At 59.3% G+C, this 16,471-nt stretch carries 15 protein-coding genes; 10 read left to right on the forward strand and 5 right to left on the reverse strand.

Going from position 1 to position 16,471, the window contains the following annotated elements:
* Positions 1-345: 345 nt before the first annotated feature.
* Complete coding sequence (gene apbC / locus ACQ4OB_RS12670) at positions 346-1,440, forward strand: iron-sulfur cluster carrier protein ApbC (RefSeq protein ID WP_074874044.1); 1,095 nt, start codon at positions 346-348, stop codon at positions 1,438-1,440.
* Between the two features lie 69 nt (positions 1,441-1,509).
* Here apbC and ACQ4OB_RS12675 read toward each other — a convergent pair whose 3' ends face one another.
* Positions 1,510-2,268, reverse strand: a complete 759-nt coding sequence (locus ACQ4OB_RS12675) for an SDR family oxidoreductase (RefSeq protein WP_076028462.1) — start codon at positions 2,266-2,268, stop codon at positions 1,510-1,512.
* 168 nt (positions 2,269-2,436) lie between these two features.
* Between ACQ4OB_RS12675 and ACQ4OB_RS12680 the strand changes: the two genes are divergently transcribed.
* The 4 genes from ACQ4OB_RS12680 to groL all read left to right on the forward strand — a co-directional run bounded on the left by ACQ4OB_RS12680 (position 2,437) and on the right by groL (position 5,946).
* Positions 2,437-3,168 (forward strand): HugZ family protein, encoded by a 732-nt coding sequence (locus tag ACQ4OB_RS12680; protein WP_076028461.1) that lies wholly within the window; start codon positions 2,437-2,439, stop codon positions 3,166-3,168.
* Between the two features lie 66 nt (positions 3,169-3,234).
* Positions 3,235-3,711, forward strand: coding sequence for an FxsA family protein (locus ACQ4OB_RS12685; RefSeq protein ID WP_008155548.1), 477 nt, complete (start codon positions 3,235-3,237; stop codon positions 3,709-3,711).
* Between the two features lie 248 nt (positions 3,712-3,959).
* Positions 3,960-4,253: a co-chaperone GroES gene (locus ACQ4OB_RS12690; RefSeq protein WP_007948593.1), complete on the forward strand. Its 294-nt coding sequence runs from the start codon at positions 3,960-3,962 to the stop codon at positions 4,251-4,253.
* A 49-nt stretch (positions 4,254-4,302) separates the two neighbouring features.
* The gene (gene groL / locus ACQ4OB_RS12695; RefSeq protein WP_074874047.1) at positions 4,303-5,946 is read left to right on the forward strand and encodes a chaperonin GroEL; all 1,644 of its coding nucleotides are present in this window, start codon (positions 4,303-4,305) and stop codon (positions 5,944-5,946) included.
* 92 nt (positions 5,947-6,038) lie between these two features.
* Here groL and ACQ4OB_RS12700 read toward each other — a convergent pair whose 3' ends face one another.
* A complete protein-coding gene (locus tag ACQ4OB_RS12700; RefSeq protein ID WP_430955775.1) occupies positions 6,039-6,782 on the reverse strand; it encodes a phosphatase PAP2 family protein in 744 nt (247 codons plus the stop codon).
* 218 nt (positions 6,783-7,000) lie between these two features.
* Here ACQ4OB_RS12700 and colR point away from each other — a divergent pair, with 218 nt between their 5' ends.
* From colR to ACQ4OB_RS12725, 5 genes are all read left to right on the forward strand, one after another.
* Complete coding sequence (gene colR / locus ACQ4OB_RS12705) at positions 7,001-7,684, forward strand: two-component system response regulator ColR (protein ID WP_074874049.1); 684 nt, start codon at positions 7,001-7,003, stop codon at positions 7,682-7,684.
* Positions 7,674-8,957 carry a sensor histidine kinase gene (locus tag ACQ4OB_RS12710; protein WP_074874050.1) on the forward strand — a complete coding sequence of 428 codons (1,284 nt, stop codon included), beginning with the start codon at positions 7,674-7,676 and terminating at the stop codon, positions 8,955-8,957. Before colR ends, ACQ4OB_RS12710 begins: the two co-directional genes overlap by 11 nt.
* Before the next feature lie 163 nt (positions 8,958-9,120).
* Positions 9,121-9,789 (forward strand): class I SAM-dependent methyltransferase, encoded by a 669-nt coding sequence (locus tag ACQ4OB_RS12715; protein ID WP_074874051.1) that lies wholly within the window; start codon positions 9,121-9,123, stop codon positions 9,787-9,789.
* 4 nt (positions 9,790-9,793) lie between these two features.
* On the forward strand, positions 9,794-10,507 hold the full coding sequence (locus ACQ4OB_RS12720; RefSeq protein ID WP_074874052.1) for a lipopolysaccharide kinase InaA family protein: 714 nt from the start codon (positions 9,794-9,796) through the stop codon (positions 10,505-10,507).
* A 2-nt stretch (positions 10,508-10,509) separates the two neighbouring features.
* Positions 10,510-10,737, forward strand: coding sequence for a hypothetical protein (locus ACQ4OB_RS12725; RefSeq protein ID WP_074874053.1), 228 nt, complete (start codon positions 10,510-10,512; stop codon positions 10,735-10,737).
* A gap of 179 nt (positions 10,738-10,916) precedes the next feature.
* Here the strand turns inward: ACQ4OB_RS12725 and ACQ4OB_RS12730 are convergent, their stop codons facing one another.
* The 3 genes from ACQ4OB_RS12730 to ACQ4OB_RS12740 all read right to left on the reverse strand — a co-directional run bounded on the left by ACQ4OB_RS12730 (position 10,917) and on the right by ACQ4OB_RS12740 (position 16,458).
* The gene (locus ACQ4OB_RS12730) at positions 10,917-13,949 is read right to left on the reverse strand and encodes a multidrug efflux RND transporter permease subunit (RefSeq protein ID WP_102615638.1); all 3,033 of its coding nucleotides are present in this window, start codon (positions 13,947-13,949) and stop codon (positions 10,917-10,919) included.
* Between the two features lie 13 nt (positions 13,950-13,962).
* Complete coding sequence (locus ACQ4OB_RS12735) at positions 13,963-15,111, reverse strand: efflux RND transporter periplasmic adaptor subunit (RefSeq protein WP_074874055.1); 1,149 nt, start codon at positions 15,109-15,111, stop codon at positions 13,963-13,965.
* A gap of 249 nt (positions 15,112-15,360) precedes the next feature.
* Positions 15,361-16,458: a DUF1513 domain-containing protein gene (locus tag ACQ4OB_RS12740; protein WP_430955776.1), complete on the reverse strand. Its 1,098-nt coding sequence runs from the start codon at positions 16,456-16,458 to the stop codon at positions 15,361-15,363.
* Positions 16,459-16,471: the final 13 nt, after the last annotated feature.

Below are 16,471 nucleotides of genomic sequence, written 5' to 3' on the forward strand. Positions count from 1 at the left end.
CGGAGGTCGGCCACTATAAAGCGCTGGCGTATATTTTTCACCCTTCGGGCCTGTTTCCGAATGCATCGCCTCTGAAAAGAGTGGTGATGAGTTTGCTTGGTGCAGGTGGGCTTTTGTGGCGAGGGAGCTTGCTCCCGCTGGGTGGCGAAGCCGCCCCAACCCCTGTAACCCGGTTCCGACAGAAGGATCGCATCAACTTGATTACGACTGCTGCGCAGCCGAGCGGGAGCAAGCTCCCTCTCCACCAGGATGTGTTTGCCACAAATCATCGTGGGGCATGCCGTCTATGATGTAGAACGGTTAGGATACCCGCCTGATTTTCCAGTCTTGCTATCGGAGTTGCCCATGAGCGCCGTCAATCGCGCAGCGGTGGAAGCCGTCCTTCGCCAATACACCGACCCTTACCTGAACCTGGACCCGGTCAGCGCCGGGTGCGTTCGCAGCATCGACATTCAGGGTGATCGCGTCAGCGTCCAGCTGGAGCTGGGTTATGCCGCCGGCCTGTTCAAGAGTGGCTGGGCGCAGTTGCTGCAAATGGCCATTGAAGGGCTGGACGGCGTGACCATCGCTCGCGTCGAGATCACCAGTGTCATTGCCGCGCACAAGGCTCAAGCGCAAATCCCCGGGCTGGCCAACGTCAAGAACGTGGTGGCCGTGGCGTCCGGCAAGGGCGGTGTGGGTAAATCGACGACCGCCGCCAACCTGGCCCTGGCCCTGGCCCGGGAAGGCGCCAAGGTCGGGATTCTCGACGCGGATATCTACGGTCCGAGCCAAGGCATCATGTTCGGCATCCCTGAAGGCACCCGGCCCCAGGTCAAGGATCAGAAGTGGTTTATTCCGATCGAGTCCCATGGTGTCGAAGTCATGTCCATGGCGTTCCTGACCGATGACAACACGCCGATGGTCTGGCGCGGACCGATGGTGTCCGGCGCCTTGTTGCAACTGGTCACTCAAACCGCCTGGGGCGACCTGGATTACCTGGTCATCGACATGCCGCCAGGCACCGGCGACATCCAGCTGACCCTGGCGCAGAAAGTCCCGGTAGCCGGCGCGGTGATCGTTACCACGCCGCAAGACCTGGCATTGCTGGACGCACGCAAGGGCGTGGAGATGTTCCGCAAGGTCAACATTCCGGTGCTGGGCGTAGTGGAAAACATGGCAGTGCACATCTGCTCCAACTGCGGGCATGCCGAGCATCTGTTCGGTGAGGGCGGTGGTGTGAAGCTGGCCAACCAGTACGGCGTCGAGCTGCTGGCTTCGTTGCCGCTGGCGATGGCCATCCGCGAACAGGCCGACGGCGGCAAGCCAACGGTGATCGCCGAGCCCGACAGCCCGATTGCAATGGTTTACCAGGAACTGGCCCGCCATGTCGGCGCGCGGATCGTGTTGCAGGAAGCGGTATCGCCCGCGATGCCCAATATCACCATCAGCGACGATTAATTCGCTGAAGGAATGCAATCCCCTGTGGGAGCGAGCAAGCCCGCTCCCACATTTGTTTTGTGTCGGGATTTAGATCCGCAACCCGCCATCCAGCTCCAGAATCCGACCGCTGATGTAGTCGTTCTCGAAGATGTACGCCGCCGAATGGGCGATCTCTTCAGGCGTGCCCATGCGCTTGAGTGGAATCACTGACGTTATCTTCTCCAGCGCCTCAGGCTTCATGCTCAGCGTCATTTCTGTTTCGATAAAACCCGGTGCAATGCCTGCCACACGAATACCGTAGCGTGCCAATTCCTTCGCCCAGGTCACGGTCATCGCAGCGACACCGGCTTTGGCGGCGGAGTAGTTGGTCTGGCCGGCGTTGCCCGCACGGGAGATCGACGAGATATTAATGATCGTGCCGCTGTTGTTCAGCTCGATCATTTTGGCCGCGACTTCACGGGTGCACAGGAACACCCCCGTCAGATTGACGTCAATGACCGACTGCCACTGGGCCAGGCTCATCTTGGTCATCTCGCCGTCCTTGACCTTGATGAGCAAGCCATCGCGCAGGATCCCGGCGTTGTTGATCAGGCCATGGATCGCACCGAAGTCTTCGGCCACCTGGGCGACCATATGCGTCACTTGCTCTTCATTGGCGACATTGCACAGATAAGCGCGAGCCTCGACGCCTTTGGCCTTGCAAGCGGCGACGGTGTCGTCGAGCTTTTCCTGGTTCAGGTCCACCAGCGCCAGCTTCGCGCCTTTACCGGCGAAATACTCGGCCATGGAACGGCCTAAACCCTGGCAACCGCCCGTGATAATGATTACTTTGTCAGTGAGTTGCATTCGCATGCCCCAATAGCAGGTCAGAGGTGTGGTTTCCTTTTAGAGAGTAGCCTCTCGATCTGCACCTGATGCGGCCTGGCTGCACATGAGAACTGCCCCGATAGCGCTCTGGAACTTATCCCAGGCGCCTGTCCGTTTTTTTGACGGATTCTAATAAGGAGTCATAAATTGAGCGTTGAAGCGGCCAAGAATGCCCGAGAATTGCTTCTCAAGGAATACCGTGGAGTGCTCTCGACGCATTCCAAGGCGATGCCCGGTTTCCCGTTTGGCTCCGTGGTTCCGTACTGTCTGGACGCACAGGGCTGGCCGCTGATCCTTATCAGCCGTATCGCCCAGCACACCCACAACCTGCAGAAAGATCCAAAATGCTCACTGTTCGTGGGCGAGCGAGGGGCCGAAGACGTGCAAGCCGTTGGTCGCCTGACCTACCTCGCCGAAGCCGAAAAGCTCGAGGACGAGGCCGCCATCGACGCGGCGGCTGAGCGTTACTACCGCTATTTCCCTGATTCGCAGAGCTACCACAAGGCTCATGATTTCGATTTCTGGGTGCTCAAACCGGTACGCCACCGTTACATCGGCGGCTTCGGTGCGATTCACTGGGTCGATCAGTTAACGCTGGCCAACCCGTTCGCCGGAAAAGCCGAAGCGAGCATGGTCGAGCACATGAATGCCGATCACGCCAAAGCCATCGCCCATTACGTCGAACTGGCGGGGCTGCCGAAAACCGAGCCGGCGCAACTGGCGGGTATCGACACCGAAGGCATGCACCTGCGCATTGGCCAGGGGCTCTATTGGTTGCCGTTTCAAGCGCCGTGCAATACGCCGACACAAGTGCGCGAAGCCTTGGTTTTCCTGGCTCACGCCGAACATTGGCCAAAAAATGAAGGGGCCGACGCTTGAATTCACGAATTGGCGACGTCATCTAGGGGAGACTGGCAAGGCATTCTTGCGTTGAGGAACCATTTGATGCGCCCTTTTTTGTTGCTCTTTGTACTGTTTCCGGTGTTGGAGCTGTTCGTATTCGTCAAGGTCAGCGGGGCGATCGGGTTTTTCCCGGCCCTGCTGCTGGTCATTCTCGGCTCGATGCTCGGTGTGTTCGTGCTGCGTATCGCTGGTCTGGCAACCGCGTTGCGTGCCCGTGAAAGCCTGAACCGCGGCGAGTTGCCGGCCCAGACCATGCTCGAAGGCTTGATGCTGGCACTGGCGGGTGGTCTGTTGATCCTGCCGGGCTTCGTCACTGACGTGCTGGGTCTGATCATGTTGCTGCCGATCTCTCGTCGACTGCTGGCCAATAAAATGCGCCAGCGTGCCGAAGAGGCGGCAATCCGTCAGCGTGCCTTCGCCGACGACCTTCAGCCACGTGGCGGTCCTGCCCCGCGCGAGCCGTTGGGCCGTGAGCCCAACGTGATCGAAGGCGAATTTGAACACCGCGATACCAAGTAATCCATACCATTGGCACGGCACCTTCGGGTGCCGTGTTCGTTTGTGGGGCAACAACCTGAAAAAATTTGCGTCCTCGCCCTTGTAATAAGCTTGCGCGCCCTTATGTAACGGTCACCGCAAGGTTTCTGGCGAACACGCCAGACAGACTTCCGCGGTTCGCTTGACGAACCGCACCCGGCACCGCCGGATTTGTTAAACCCGCCGGGAATACACCGGCCGAAGAAAACCACAATTAGGAGAGATCGACAATGAAGCTTCGTCCTCTGCATGACCGCGTCGTCGTCCGTCGCAGCGAAGAAGAAAAGAAAACCGCTGGCGGCATCGTCCTGCCAGGTTCGGCTGCTGAAAAGCCAAACCAGGGTGAAGTCCTCGCTGTAGGCCCAGGCAAAGTGCTGGACAACGGTGAAGTGCGTGCACTGTCCGTAAAAGTGGGTGACAAGGTTGTGTTCGGTCCGTACTCCGGCAGCAACACTGTGAAAGTCGACGGCGAAGACCTTCTGGTAATTGGCGAGAGCGAAATCCTCGCCGTTGTCGAAGGCTGATTCCCCGCTCATTTTCCCGCTACTACAAAGTATTTAAGGAATATCGATCATGGCTGCTAAAGAAGTTAAGTTTGGCGATTCCGCCCGTAAGAAAATGCTCGCCGGTGTCAACGTCCTGGCTGACGCAGTAAAAGCGACCCTGGGCCCTAAAGGCCGTAACGTGATCATCGAGAAGAGCTTCGGCGCTCCGACCATCACCAAGGACGGCGTGTCCGTTGCCAAAGAAATCGAGCTGAAAGATCGCTTCGAAAACATGGGCGCGCAGCTGGTCAAAGACGTTGCCTCCCGTGCCAACGATGACGCAGGCGACGGCACCACCACCGCTACCGTTCTGGCTCAGTCGATCGTCAACGAAGGCCTGAAAGCCGTCGCTGCCGGCATGAACCCGATGGACCTGAAACGCGGCATCGACAAAGCGACCATCGCTATCGTCAAAGAGCTGAAAGCCCTGTCCAAGCCTTGCGCTGACACCAAGGCCATCGCTCAGGTCGGCACCATCTCGGCCAACTCCGACAGCTCCATCGGCGACATCATTGCCGAAGCCATGGAAAAAGTCGGTAAAGAAGGCGTGATCACCGTTGAAGAAGGCTCGGGCCTGGAAAACGAACTGTCGGTTGTTGAAGGCATGCAGTTCGACCGTGGCTACCTGTCCCCGTACTTCGTCAACAAGCCAGAGACCATGACCGCCGAGCTGGACGGTCCGCTGATCCTGCTGGTCGACAAAAAGATCTCCAACATCCGCGAAATGCTGCCAGTACTGGAAGCCGTTGCCAAAGCCGGCCGTCCACTGCTGATCGTTGCCGAAGACGTTGAAGGCGAAGCCCTGGCGACTCTGGTTGTGAACAACATGCGTGGCATCGTTAAAGTCGCAGCCGTCAAGGCTCCAGGCTTCGGCGACCGTCGCAAGGCCATGCTGCAGGACATCGCTGTTCTGACTGGCGGTACCGTTATCTCCGAAGAGATCGGTCTGAGCCTGGAAAGCACTACCCTGGAACACCTGGGTAATGCCAAGCGCGTGATCCTGTCCAAAGAAAACACCACCGTGATCGACGGTGCCGGCGTTGAGGCTGACATCCAGGCTCGCGTTCTGCAGATCCGTCAGCAAGTGGCTGATACTTCGTCCGACTACGACCGTGAAAAACTGCAAGAGCGTCTGGCCAAACTGTCCGGCGGCGTTGCAGTGATCAAGGTTGGCGCTGGTTCCGAAGTTGAAATGAAAGAGAAGAAAGCCCGCGTTGAAGACGCCCTGCACGCTACCCGTGCAGCCGTTGAAGAAGGCGTGGTACCTGGCGGCGGCGTGGCACTGGTTCGCGCTCTGCAGGCTATCTCCGAGCTCAAAGGCGACAACGATGACCAGAACGTTGGCATCCAGTTGCTGCGTCGCGCTGTTGAAGCGCCACTGCGTCAGATCGTTGCCAACTCCGGCGACGAGCCAAGCGTAGTCGTCGACAAGGTCAAGCAGGGTTCGGGTAACTACGGTTACAACGCTGCTACCGGCGAATACGGCGACATGATCGAAATGGGTATCCTGGACCCGGCAAAAGTGACTCGTTCGGCTCTGCAAGCGGCTTCGTCGATTGCCAGCCTGATGATCACCACCGAAGCCATGATCGCTGAGATCAAGGACGACGCTCCAGCTGGCGGCGGTATGCCAGACATGGGCGGTATGGGCGGCATGGGCGGCATGATGTAAGCCAGCCTTACCCCGTACATAAAAACCCCGTCTGCGAAAGCAGGCGGGGTTTTTTATTGCCGGGATACAACGGTCACATTTGGATCTGTGTATCAGGCGTTTACCGGTTTCGCCTTGGTTGCTCGTTCAGCCTTCGAGGCTGGGCGATAAAGAATGTAGTAATACGACCCCAGACAAATCAGCCAGCAGAAAATCGCCGTCCACACGTTGTGCGAGAAGAAGTGCGCTCCCTGCATCATCCGGCTGATGGAAAACACCGTGCCCAACGTGAAAGCGAACACAAACGCCTTGCGCGCCAGGCGCGGACGACGGTCACGCAGGACAAAAAACAGCGCAAACAGTGTGAAACCGGTCGCTGCATGCCCGCCGGGCCAGCAACGGCCCGGTTTATCGGTGTGCGGGCGAGGGCTGAGCAGTTCGCTATAGGTTTCGTGACCGCCAAACTGCTCCAGGCTCCACGGGCACTGGACGGCCGTCACTGCTTTGACTGGCGTGACAAAGGAGGTCGCCAGCGCCAGAGATAACACCAGGCAGCCCAGTTCCCGTTGGATCGGTTTGAGCCGGTCGATGAAAAAGGAGGCGATGAAACCGAGGATGGCCAACACCGAAAAGGCGATGACCACCTGCTTGGCGCGGTCATGCAGGATGTCTTCCAGGAAGTAACTGTGCCGCCCGATGAAATCCCCCGCGACCGGGTCATAGAACAGCTTGGCCAGGTCCATGTCCAAGGACGTCAGTTCGAGCAGCATCAGAATGATCGCCGCGATGACGGGAACGCCCAGGCACACCCAGAAATTCAGCGGGCGGGAGGCGGGGCGACCGGCAGTCGAAACCATGGCAATTCCTTGGTCAATGAAAGGTTCTGAACACGCAGCCGCGCGGAGTTTGAGCCTGTTCCTGTCGTCGACGTGTGAATCGATAGTGAAAAAGTCGTTAAAGGCGCCCCGGGTTTATAGGTTGAATATGCAACCGCACGCAGTCCTAGCCCTCAGCCACACTTGGCCTTAAGCTGCGCGGGCCAAGACGGCCGTTACTGTGTACGCAGGAGACACCCATGCGAATTCTATTGGTTGAAGACAACCGCGATATCCTGGCCAATCTGGCCGATTACCTGGGGCTCAAGGGTTATACCGTGGATTGCGCGCAGGACGGTTTGTCAGGCTTGCACCTGGCGGCCACCGAGCATTACGACTTGATCGTGCTCGACGTCATGCTGCCTGGCATCGACGGTTACACCCTGTGCAAACGTCTGCGTGAAGACGCGCGCCGCGACACGCCGGTGATCATGCTCACCGCTCGCGATCAATTGGACGACCGTCTGCAAGGGTTCAAATCCGGTGCCGATGACTACCTGATCAAACCCTTTGCGCTCTCTGAATTGGCAGCGCGCATCGAGGCGGTCATGCGCCGTGCCCAGGGTGGCGGTCGCCGCACCCTGCAGGTCGGCGATCTGATCTACGACCTCGATACCCTGGAAGTGACCCGCGAAGGGCGACTGCTGAAACTCAACCCGGTGGGCCTGAAGTTGCTGGCCGTGCTGATGCAAAAAAGTCCGCATGTACTGCGTCGCGAAATTCTCGAAGAGGCGCTGTGGGGGGATGATTGCCCGGACAGCGACAGCCTGCGCAGCCACGTTCATCAATTGCGCCAGGTGATCGACAAGCCGTTCGCCAAACCGTTGCTGCAAACCGTACACGGTGTGGGTTATCGCTTGGCCGAGGGCCGAGATGGAGTTTAAACAGAGCCTTGCTCAACGGATCATCATCGCCTTTGCGCTGATGAGCGCATTGGTCGCCGGCGCCTTCGCAATGGGCATTGTGGCGACCGTACACCTGGTGGAAGAAAAACTGATTTCGGCCGGTCTGGGCGGCGACTTGCAACGGCTGTTGCTGATGGACAGTGTCATGGACTGGAACCATCGTCCGGAGCCGGACCAGCTGTTCTATTTCAGCGGCGGGCCGGGCGACTTCGAGCTTCCCAAGGACCTGCGGCACCTGGGCCCGGGCTTTCACGAAGTGTTTCGCGAACAGCTGTCGTACCACGCGATGGTCGAAGTCGTCGATGGCCGACATTATGTGCTGTTGCAGGATCAGAGCGATTTCGAAGAGCGTGAGCGGGTGCTGTTTGCCGTGGTGCTGGTGGGCTTCGTCTTGAGTCTGGCGTTGGCGGTGTTTCTTGGCTGGGTACTGGCGCGCAAAGTGATGGCGCCCGTGGTGCGCCTGGCCCGTCAGGTCCGTCACCGTGATCAATTATTAGGTCTTGCGCCCCCGCTGGCGCCGGATTACGCCGCCGACGAGGTGGGCGAGTTGGCCGTGGCCTTCGACGCCACCCTCGGGCGCTTGCGCCAGGCGTTGACCCGCGAACGGTTGTTCACCAGTGACGTCAGCCACGAACTGCGCACGCCATTGATGGTGCTGGCCAGTTCCTGCGAGCTGCTGCTGGAAAACCCCGGTATCGATCAGCGTGGACGTGCACAGGTCCAGCGCATCGCCCGCGCTTGCGAAGAGATGCGCGAACTGGTGCAAACCTTCCTGATGTTGGCCCGCGCACAACGCGAAGACGCCAGCATGTCGCCCCAGCAGACCCTGAGCCAGGTCGCCGATGGACTGCTAAACCAGTGGCGCGAGCCGATCGAAGCCAAGGGGCTGGCGCTGATCTTTGAACCGGGTCATCCGGCCAACACGTGCTACAACGCAACCCTTTTGCATGCAGTCATGGGCAACTTGCTGCGTAACGCCCTGCATTACACCGAACGCGGATTCATCCGCCTGACGCTGACTGCCACGGGGTTCATGGTCGAGGACAGTGGCGTAGGCATTCCCGAGGAAAAGCGCGAGGCGATGTTCGAGCCGTTCGTGCGCGGCAACGAGAAGCGCGGTGAGGGCTTGGGGCTTGGGTTGTCACTGGTACAGCGCATCTGTGAAAACCAGGGGTGGACCGTCAGCCTGACGAACATGGAGCCCCATGGTTGTCGTTTTGAAGTGGAGCTGTGTCCGTCGCAGATGAATTGATCGGCCTGTTACACCGCCTTGGCCCGGGCGCTGTTGTTCGCACCCTGCAAAACCTCGAAATGATTTGAGGTTTTACATGACGTTTTTTTCACAAAGGAATGACCTGTCGCTGACACGGCGCTACCTATCGTGAATGCCATCAGCAGCTCTGGAGACCTTGGTGATGGCTGGCCCGATCAAACTGGATTTTTCCGAAAAGTACGACGACCAACACGCTCAACGATACCTGCGTAAACACCAGGATGGCCTTGGTCGCCGGCTGTCACACTGGCGTGACGAGCAACTGGCGCGCAAGGCGCTGGCGGCGGTCGGTGAGCCGGGGCTGATCCTCGATCTGCCCTGCGGTGCGGGGCGTTTCTGGCCATTGCTGGCGGAAAAAACCAATCGTGCGATCATTGGCGCCGACAACTCCGAATCCATGCTCAAGGTTGCCATGCAGGCGCAACCTGCCGAAGTGGTGAAACGGGTACAACCCTTGCACACTTCTGCATTCGACATCGCCTTGCCTGATAACGCCGTCGACAGCATTTTCTGCATGCGTTTGCTCCATCACATCGGTGAAGCCGAGCATCGACTGGCCATATTGCGTGAATTCGAGCGCGTCACGCGCGATAGCGTGGTCCTTTCCCTGTGGGTGGACGGCAATTTCAAAGCGTGGAAACGCAAACGCGCCGAGAAAGCACGTGGGCAGGAGGGTTACCAAAATCGATTTGTGTTACCGGCTGCTACGGTTGAAAAGGAATTTGAGCAGGCGGGTTTTCGCATCCAGGAACAACTGGACTTTTTACCGCTCTATGCGATGTGGCGGGTCTACGTATTACGCAAGAGGTAACAAAATGGCAGTGCAATGTGCAGCAGAAACGGACGTCGCTCCTCAGGACCGCTTCGACTATTTCTGGAATCAGCGCGGTGAATGGGTAGAAGAACCCAACGTCCGTCGCGGCGGAGAAAGCGGCGTGCAGCGCGTCATGAGCAGCAATGGCCAGTTGCTTTACGTTAAACGTCAGACCGGGCATATCCATCGCAGCTTGCTGCACCCATTCGGTCGGCCGACGGTGCTGCGCGAGCGCGATGCACTTATCGGCCTGGGCCTGCTCGACGTTCGCGTTCCGGAAATCGTGTTCTGCGGTGCACAGCGCGATCCGGTGCATAAATGGCGCGCCTTGCTGGTCACCAAGGCGCTGGACGGCTTCGAGGAAATCGAGCACTGGTACGCTGGCGGTGGTCGCGAGCGTCATGGCGAGGTCGTGCATGATCGAGTGTTGAAGGAACTGGCCGAGAACCTGGCCCGGATGCACAAGGGCCGCTGGCAGCACAGCTGCCTCTACATCAAGCACGTATTCGTGCGCGTCACCGGCGAAGGCGAGGCTGCCAATATTGAAGTGGCCTTGATCGATCTGGAGAAATGTCGGCAGCGTTTTACCGCCCGGCAAGCGGCTTCTCATGACATGAAGCAACTGCGTCGCCACTCGTCGTTCGGCACGACGGACTGGCAAAAACTCGTCTACTTTTACAAGACGGCGTTTGGCAGCGCTATCAAGGGTTTATAGCAATGAAACTCGAAATTGCACGAGGTGTATTTTTAATAGGAGCCTTGGCAGTTGCTTCACTGGCGGTGGCGGCATGGGAGCAGCCCCGCACGCAAGTCCTCAGTTCAATGAATGGCGACGCGCATTGTCCGTTGCCACGCGTTGCGAAGGCACCCGTGGCATCTCAACCCGATCATGACTTATTGCTGTTCATGTTCGGACTTTCTCAAGGATTGAGGCCACAAAGTTGAACAGATTGAAGCCCAAGTAAAAGGCCTCGCAAATGCGAGGCCTTTTTTGTTCCCACCTACAGAGCGCCGATCGTTCCCATGCTCTGCGTGGGAATGCAGCCCGGGACGCTCTGCGTCCCTTCCAAAGCCGAACGCAGAGCGTCCGTAGAGGCATTCCCACGCAGAGCGTGGGAACGATCTTAGCGTGAGGGTTTATCGGGTTTTGCCAAAAACGTGTACACGCACGGCAACACAAACAAGGTAAACAACGTCCCGATCGACATCCCCGTGGCGATCACCATGCCGATGTCGAACCGACTGACGGCGCCCGCCCCCGTGGCGATGATCAACGGCACCATACCGAACACCATCGCCGCGGTGGTCATCAACACCGGGCGCAAACGAATGGCCGCCGCTTCTTCCACGGCTTCGCGCGGTGTCAGGCCTTTGTCCTTGCGTAACTGGTTGGCAAATTCGACGATCAGGATTCCGTGCTTGCTGATCAGCCCGATCAACGTCACCAGGCCTACCTGGGTGTAGATGTTCATGCTCGACCAGCCCAAGAACAGCGGGATCAACGCGCCACAGATTGATAGCGGCACGGTCACCAGAATCACCAGCGGATCGCGGAAGCTTTCGAACTGGGCCGCCAGTACCAGGAAAATGATCGCCAGCGCCAGGGCGAAGGTGACCCACAGCGCACTGCCTTCCTGGACGTATTGCCGTGATGCGCCGGCATAGTCGAAGGCGTAACCCACCGGCGCTTCTTCCCGAGCGATCTGGCGCACGGTGTCGATGGCTTCACCCATGCTGACCAGCGGCACCCCGGACAGGATCGCCGAGTTGAGTTGCTGGAACTGGTTCAACTGCCGTGGCCGCGCCCGGTCGGTCACGGTGATCAGGGTCGACAGCGCCAGCAGTTCGCCCTGGGTGTTCTTGACGTAATAATTGTTCAGCCAGTCGGGGTTATCCCGGAAGGGCCGTTCGACCTGTGCGATGACTTTGTAGCTGCGACCTTCAATGGTGAAACGGTTGATCTCCGCCTCACCCAGCAATGTCGCGAGCGTCCCGCCCAGGTCCTGCATGGAAACACCCATCTGTGCGGCCTTGGCGCGATCGATATCCACCACCACTTCAGGTTTGTCGAACGCCAGGTCAACATCGACGAAGGCGAACTTGCCGGATTCCATTGCCCGCTTTTTCACCCGGTCGGTCACTTGCAGCAGCGACTCGTAATCGTTGGCGGAGTTGATGACGAACTGAAACGGCAGCCCTTCACCGGTACCGGGCAGGGAGGGCAGGTTGAAGCCGAAGATTTGCAATCCGGCAATGCTCTCCAGTTTGGCCTGTACCTCGGGCAGGATCTGCATTTGAGTGCGGCTGCGTTCATTCCACGGTTTGAGCAGGAAGCCGCCGATCCCCGATTGCACGCCGTTGAAGCCATTGATCTGGAACGACGAGTAGTACTCGGGAAACGTCTTGAAGATGGTGACGAACTCGTCGGTGTAGGCGCTCAGGTAGTCGAGGTTGGCCGGTTGCGGGGCGTTGGCCATCATGAAAATGATGCCTTGGTCCTCGTCCGGCGCCAGCTCCGACTTGGTGAACTTGAGCAGCACCGGAATCAGGCACAGCACGATCACCGCGAATACCAGCACCACCGGCCGGGTATTGAGCGTGCCGTGGAGCATGCTTTGATAGCGGCGCTTGAGGCTTTCGAAAATCAGGTCCAGGCGATGGGCCAGGCCACTGGGATTTTCGTCGTGACGCAGCAGGAAGGCACACATCATCGGCGATAGGGTCAGGGCGACGATGCCGGAGATCACCACCGCGCCGGCCAGGGTCAGGGCGAACTCCTTGAACAGCGCCCCCGTGAGCCCCGTCAGGAAGCCGATCGGCGCATAGACCGCCGCCAGGGTGATGGTCATCGAGACCACCGGCATGGCGATTTCCCGGGCGCCTTCGATGGCCGCATCCAGCGGCGTCTTGCCTTCTTCGATGTGCCGGTGGATGTTTTCCACCACCACAATGGCGTCGTCCACCACCAGGCCGATGGCCAACACCATCGCCAACAACGTCAGCAGATTGATCGAGTAGCCCATCATCTGCATGAAGAACATCACGCCGATCATCGACAACGGGATGGTGACTACCGGGATCACCACCGAACGCAGGGCGCCGAGGAACAGGAACACCACCACGATCACGATCAGCACCGCTTCAAACAGGGTTTTCACCACTTCGTCGATCGAGGCCTGGATGAACAGCGTGGCGTCGTAGGCGATTTCACCTTTGAGGTTCGGCGGCAACTGGGCTTCCAGGTCCGGCATGATCTTGCGCACTTCCTTGATCACGTCCAGCGGGTTGGCGCCGGGTGTGGCCTTGATGCCGATGTACACCGAAGGAGTGCCGCCGAAAGAACTGATCGAGTCATAGTTTTCCGCGCCCATTTCAACCCGCGCCACATCGCTGAGCAGCACGCGACTGTCGCCTTCGACCTTGAGCGGAATCGCGGCAAAGGCTTCGGCGGATTTGAGCTCGGTATTGGCGTTAATGCTGGTGACGACGTACTCGCCTTTCACTTCGCCGGCGGCGGAGAGGAAGTTGTATTTGCGCACTGCATCGGTGACGTCGCTGGCACTCAGGCCGAAACCGGCCAGCTTGACCGGGTCCAGCCACAGGCGCATGGCAAATACCTGGTTGCCGAGAATCTCGGCTTCGGCCATGCCCGGCAGGGTCGCCAGTTTCGGCTGGATCACCCGCGACAGGTAGTCGGTAATCTGCGGGTTGCTCAGTTCCTTGCTGAAGAAGCTGATGTACATCAGTGCCGAGGCGTCGGCGGCTTCCTTGCTCAGTACCGGGTCTTCGGCGTCCTGAGGCAGTTGGTTCTTCACCTCGTTGGCTTTGGCCAGCAGTTCGGTGAACAAGCGGTCGCTGTTGGAGCCGATGCGCGCGTAGATCGAGATCACCGAGAAGTTCTGGCGACTGACCGAGGTCATGTAGTCGATACCTTCGGCACTGGCCAGACTTTGCTGCATCGGTTGGGTGATGTAGCCCTGGATGGTTTCGGCGTTGGCCCCAGGGTAAGCGGTGGTCACCGTGATCAGGGCGTTTTCCATTTGTGGATATTGGCGCAGCGGCAACTTGCTCCAGGCCTGGAAGCCCAGCAGCACAATCAACAGGCTGACCACGGTGGCGAGCACCGGGCGGCGGATGAACGGGTCGGTAAAAGCCATGGGGGTTCCTTGATCAGTCCGCGGGCGGCGGGCTGTTCTTCTCGGCTAAGGTCTTGTCGTCGCTGATCGCAATGTGTGCGCCGTGGTCCAGTTTGATCTGGCCGGCGGTGACCACTTTTTCGCCGTTCTGCACACCCTTGGTGATCATCACTTGCCCATCGCGGCGCTCGCCGGTTTCGATGAAACGCCGTTCGGCGATCAGGATCGGTTGGCCCTTGTCGTCTTTTTCCAGGCTGCCGTCTTCGGCTTTTTTCTGCGCGACGACATAGACCGAGTTGCCGTACAGCGTGTAAGTGATCGCGCTTTCCGGCACGACAATCCGCGGCTGCGGGTCGGGTAACAACACTTGCAGGCTGGCGAACATTCCCGGCAGCAGTTTGCCGTCGGGGTTGGCCAGGGTCGCGCGGACCTGGACGTTGCGCGTGCTGTTTTCGACTTTCGGGTTGATCGCACTGATAGTGCCGGGGAAGGTTTGTGTCGGATAGGCCGCGACCACGATCTGCACTGGTTGGCCGAGGGCGATCTTCGGTACCGACTGCTCGGGGACGAAGAAGTCTACATAAAGGCTGCTGAGGTCTTGCAGGGTGGCAATCATGGTGCCGCTGGCGAGATAGTCACCGATGTCCACCTGACGAATACCGATGGTCCCGCTGAACGGTGCGAGCAAGCGTTTTTTGGCCAGCGCCGCCTTGAGCTGATTCACCGTGGCCTGGCTCTTTTTCAACACCGCAGAGAGCCGGTCGAATTCACCTTTGGAAATGGCTTGGCTGCCCACCAATTGGCTGCCGCGACCGTAATCGAGCTGCGCCAGGCCCAGGTCGGCTTGAGCGGTTTCGAGCAGGGCGGTTTCTACCACGCTATCCAGCCGAAGCAGTGGTTGGCCGACCTTGACCTTCTGACCTGACTCGAACTGCAAATCGATGACAGTGCCGTCGGTCTCCAGGCTCAGGTCCACGCCTTGCAGCGCCTTGAGCGTGCCGACGGTGGGCAGGCGGGCTTGCCACGGCCGTTCGGTGGCAGTGGCCACGGCGACACTGATCGCTGGTTTTGGCGCAGCGAAGCCCTGAATCATCGTATAGATGGAGAAGGCTTTGTAACCGGCCAGGACCAGCACGATCAGCAAAACAACACCCAACATGATCAGCATGCGGCGACGCAGCATATTTCCACTTCCTTGGAGAAAATCAGGTGACTCAGTCGGGCACATTACTCCGAGTGTGCAGGGGATTCCAACTGGCAGAACTTACAGGAAGGCTTCACCCCGACCTGTAGCAGCTGGCGCAGCCTGCGTTCGGCGGCGCAGCAGTCGTGATATCAGACACCGCGGTGTGTCAGGCAAACCACGGTGTCGGGATTTGCGACGGCTTCGCCGCCGAACGCAGGCTTCGCCAGCTGCTACAAAGGACCGTGTTTAGATGAGGTGTAGGTGGTTGTCCCAGAGCCCTGCCGGTAGGTCGAGGGGTTTAGCCACAAAGTTCGTCTGGCGGCAGTCGTAGAACCGGCAGCGTCCTTGACCGGAGGTCACGACAAAACCATCGGCTACCGCGCCGACCCCGGCACAATCGGGAAGTGGCGCGTCCAGGCGCACTTCACCGCTGTCCAGGTCCCAGATGAAAAAGCGGTTGCCCCGTGGCGCGGTCAACGCCACCAGGCGCAGCTCGCTGTGCACCGCGACACTGGCGGTGTAATGCCCCATGGCCTGCAACTGATGCTCAGGCACCGGGAAGGCCACGAACGGCTGGCCGGGACGCTTGATGGCCAGCAGCTCCGACGACTCGTGAGACGGCCCCATGAACTGCTGACCGGCGACGATGGTGCCGTCGCTGGCAATCCCCAAATGACGCACGCTGTTCATCGGCTGGGCCAGGGTTTCCTTGCTCAGCAGGGTGCCGTCCCGTTGCATCAGCACCAGGCTCGGTTCCATGGCGTTGAGGTTCATCTCGACGCGGCTTTCGGCCTCGGTGCGAATGCCGCCGTTGGCCACCACCAGGGTTTCACCATCGGGCATCCACGACACCTGATGCGGGCCGACGCCGTGAGTGGAAATCTCGCCGCTGTGCACCAGCCGCTCGCCTTCGAACTTATACACACCGAGCAAGCCGCGACCCGGATCGGAGGTGTCGTTCTCGGTGGCGTACAGCCAGTCGCCGCTCTGGTGAATCACCGCATGCCCGTAGAAATGCCGATTGGGCTGCGAGGTCACCGTTTGCAGCAGCGTGCCGTCGCGCAGGTCGATCAGGTAACTTTCGGTGCCGGGACGACGGGCGACGAACAGCGCAATCGGCAACGTCGGGTGGTTGATGATGTCGTGGCAGCGCTGGCCGACCTGGGTGGCAAACACCCGGGTGCCGTCCAGCCGGTAACCGACGGCATAGTGCTTGCCGTCGGTATCGTCCCGCGCCGAGAGCAGCAGCGGGCTTTTGTCCTTCTGCTTGAACAGCGTCCAGCCGCCCAGTGTCACCGCACCGAGCAGCAAACTACCTAACGTCAGAGCCTGGCGTCGCAGCATGGCACTTGCCCTC

It is taken from the genome of Pseudomonas sp. ES4 (assembly GCF_050586665.1).
GTDB lineage: Bacteria > Pseudomonadota > Gammaproteobacteria > Pseudomonadales > Pseudomonadaceae > Aquipseudomonas > Aquipseudomonas frederiksbergensis.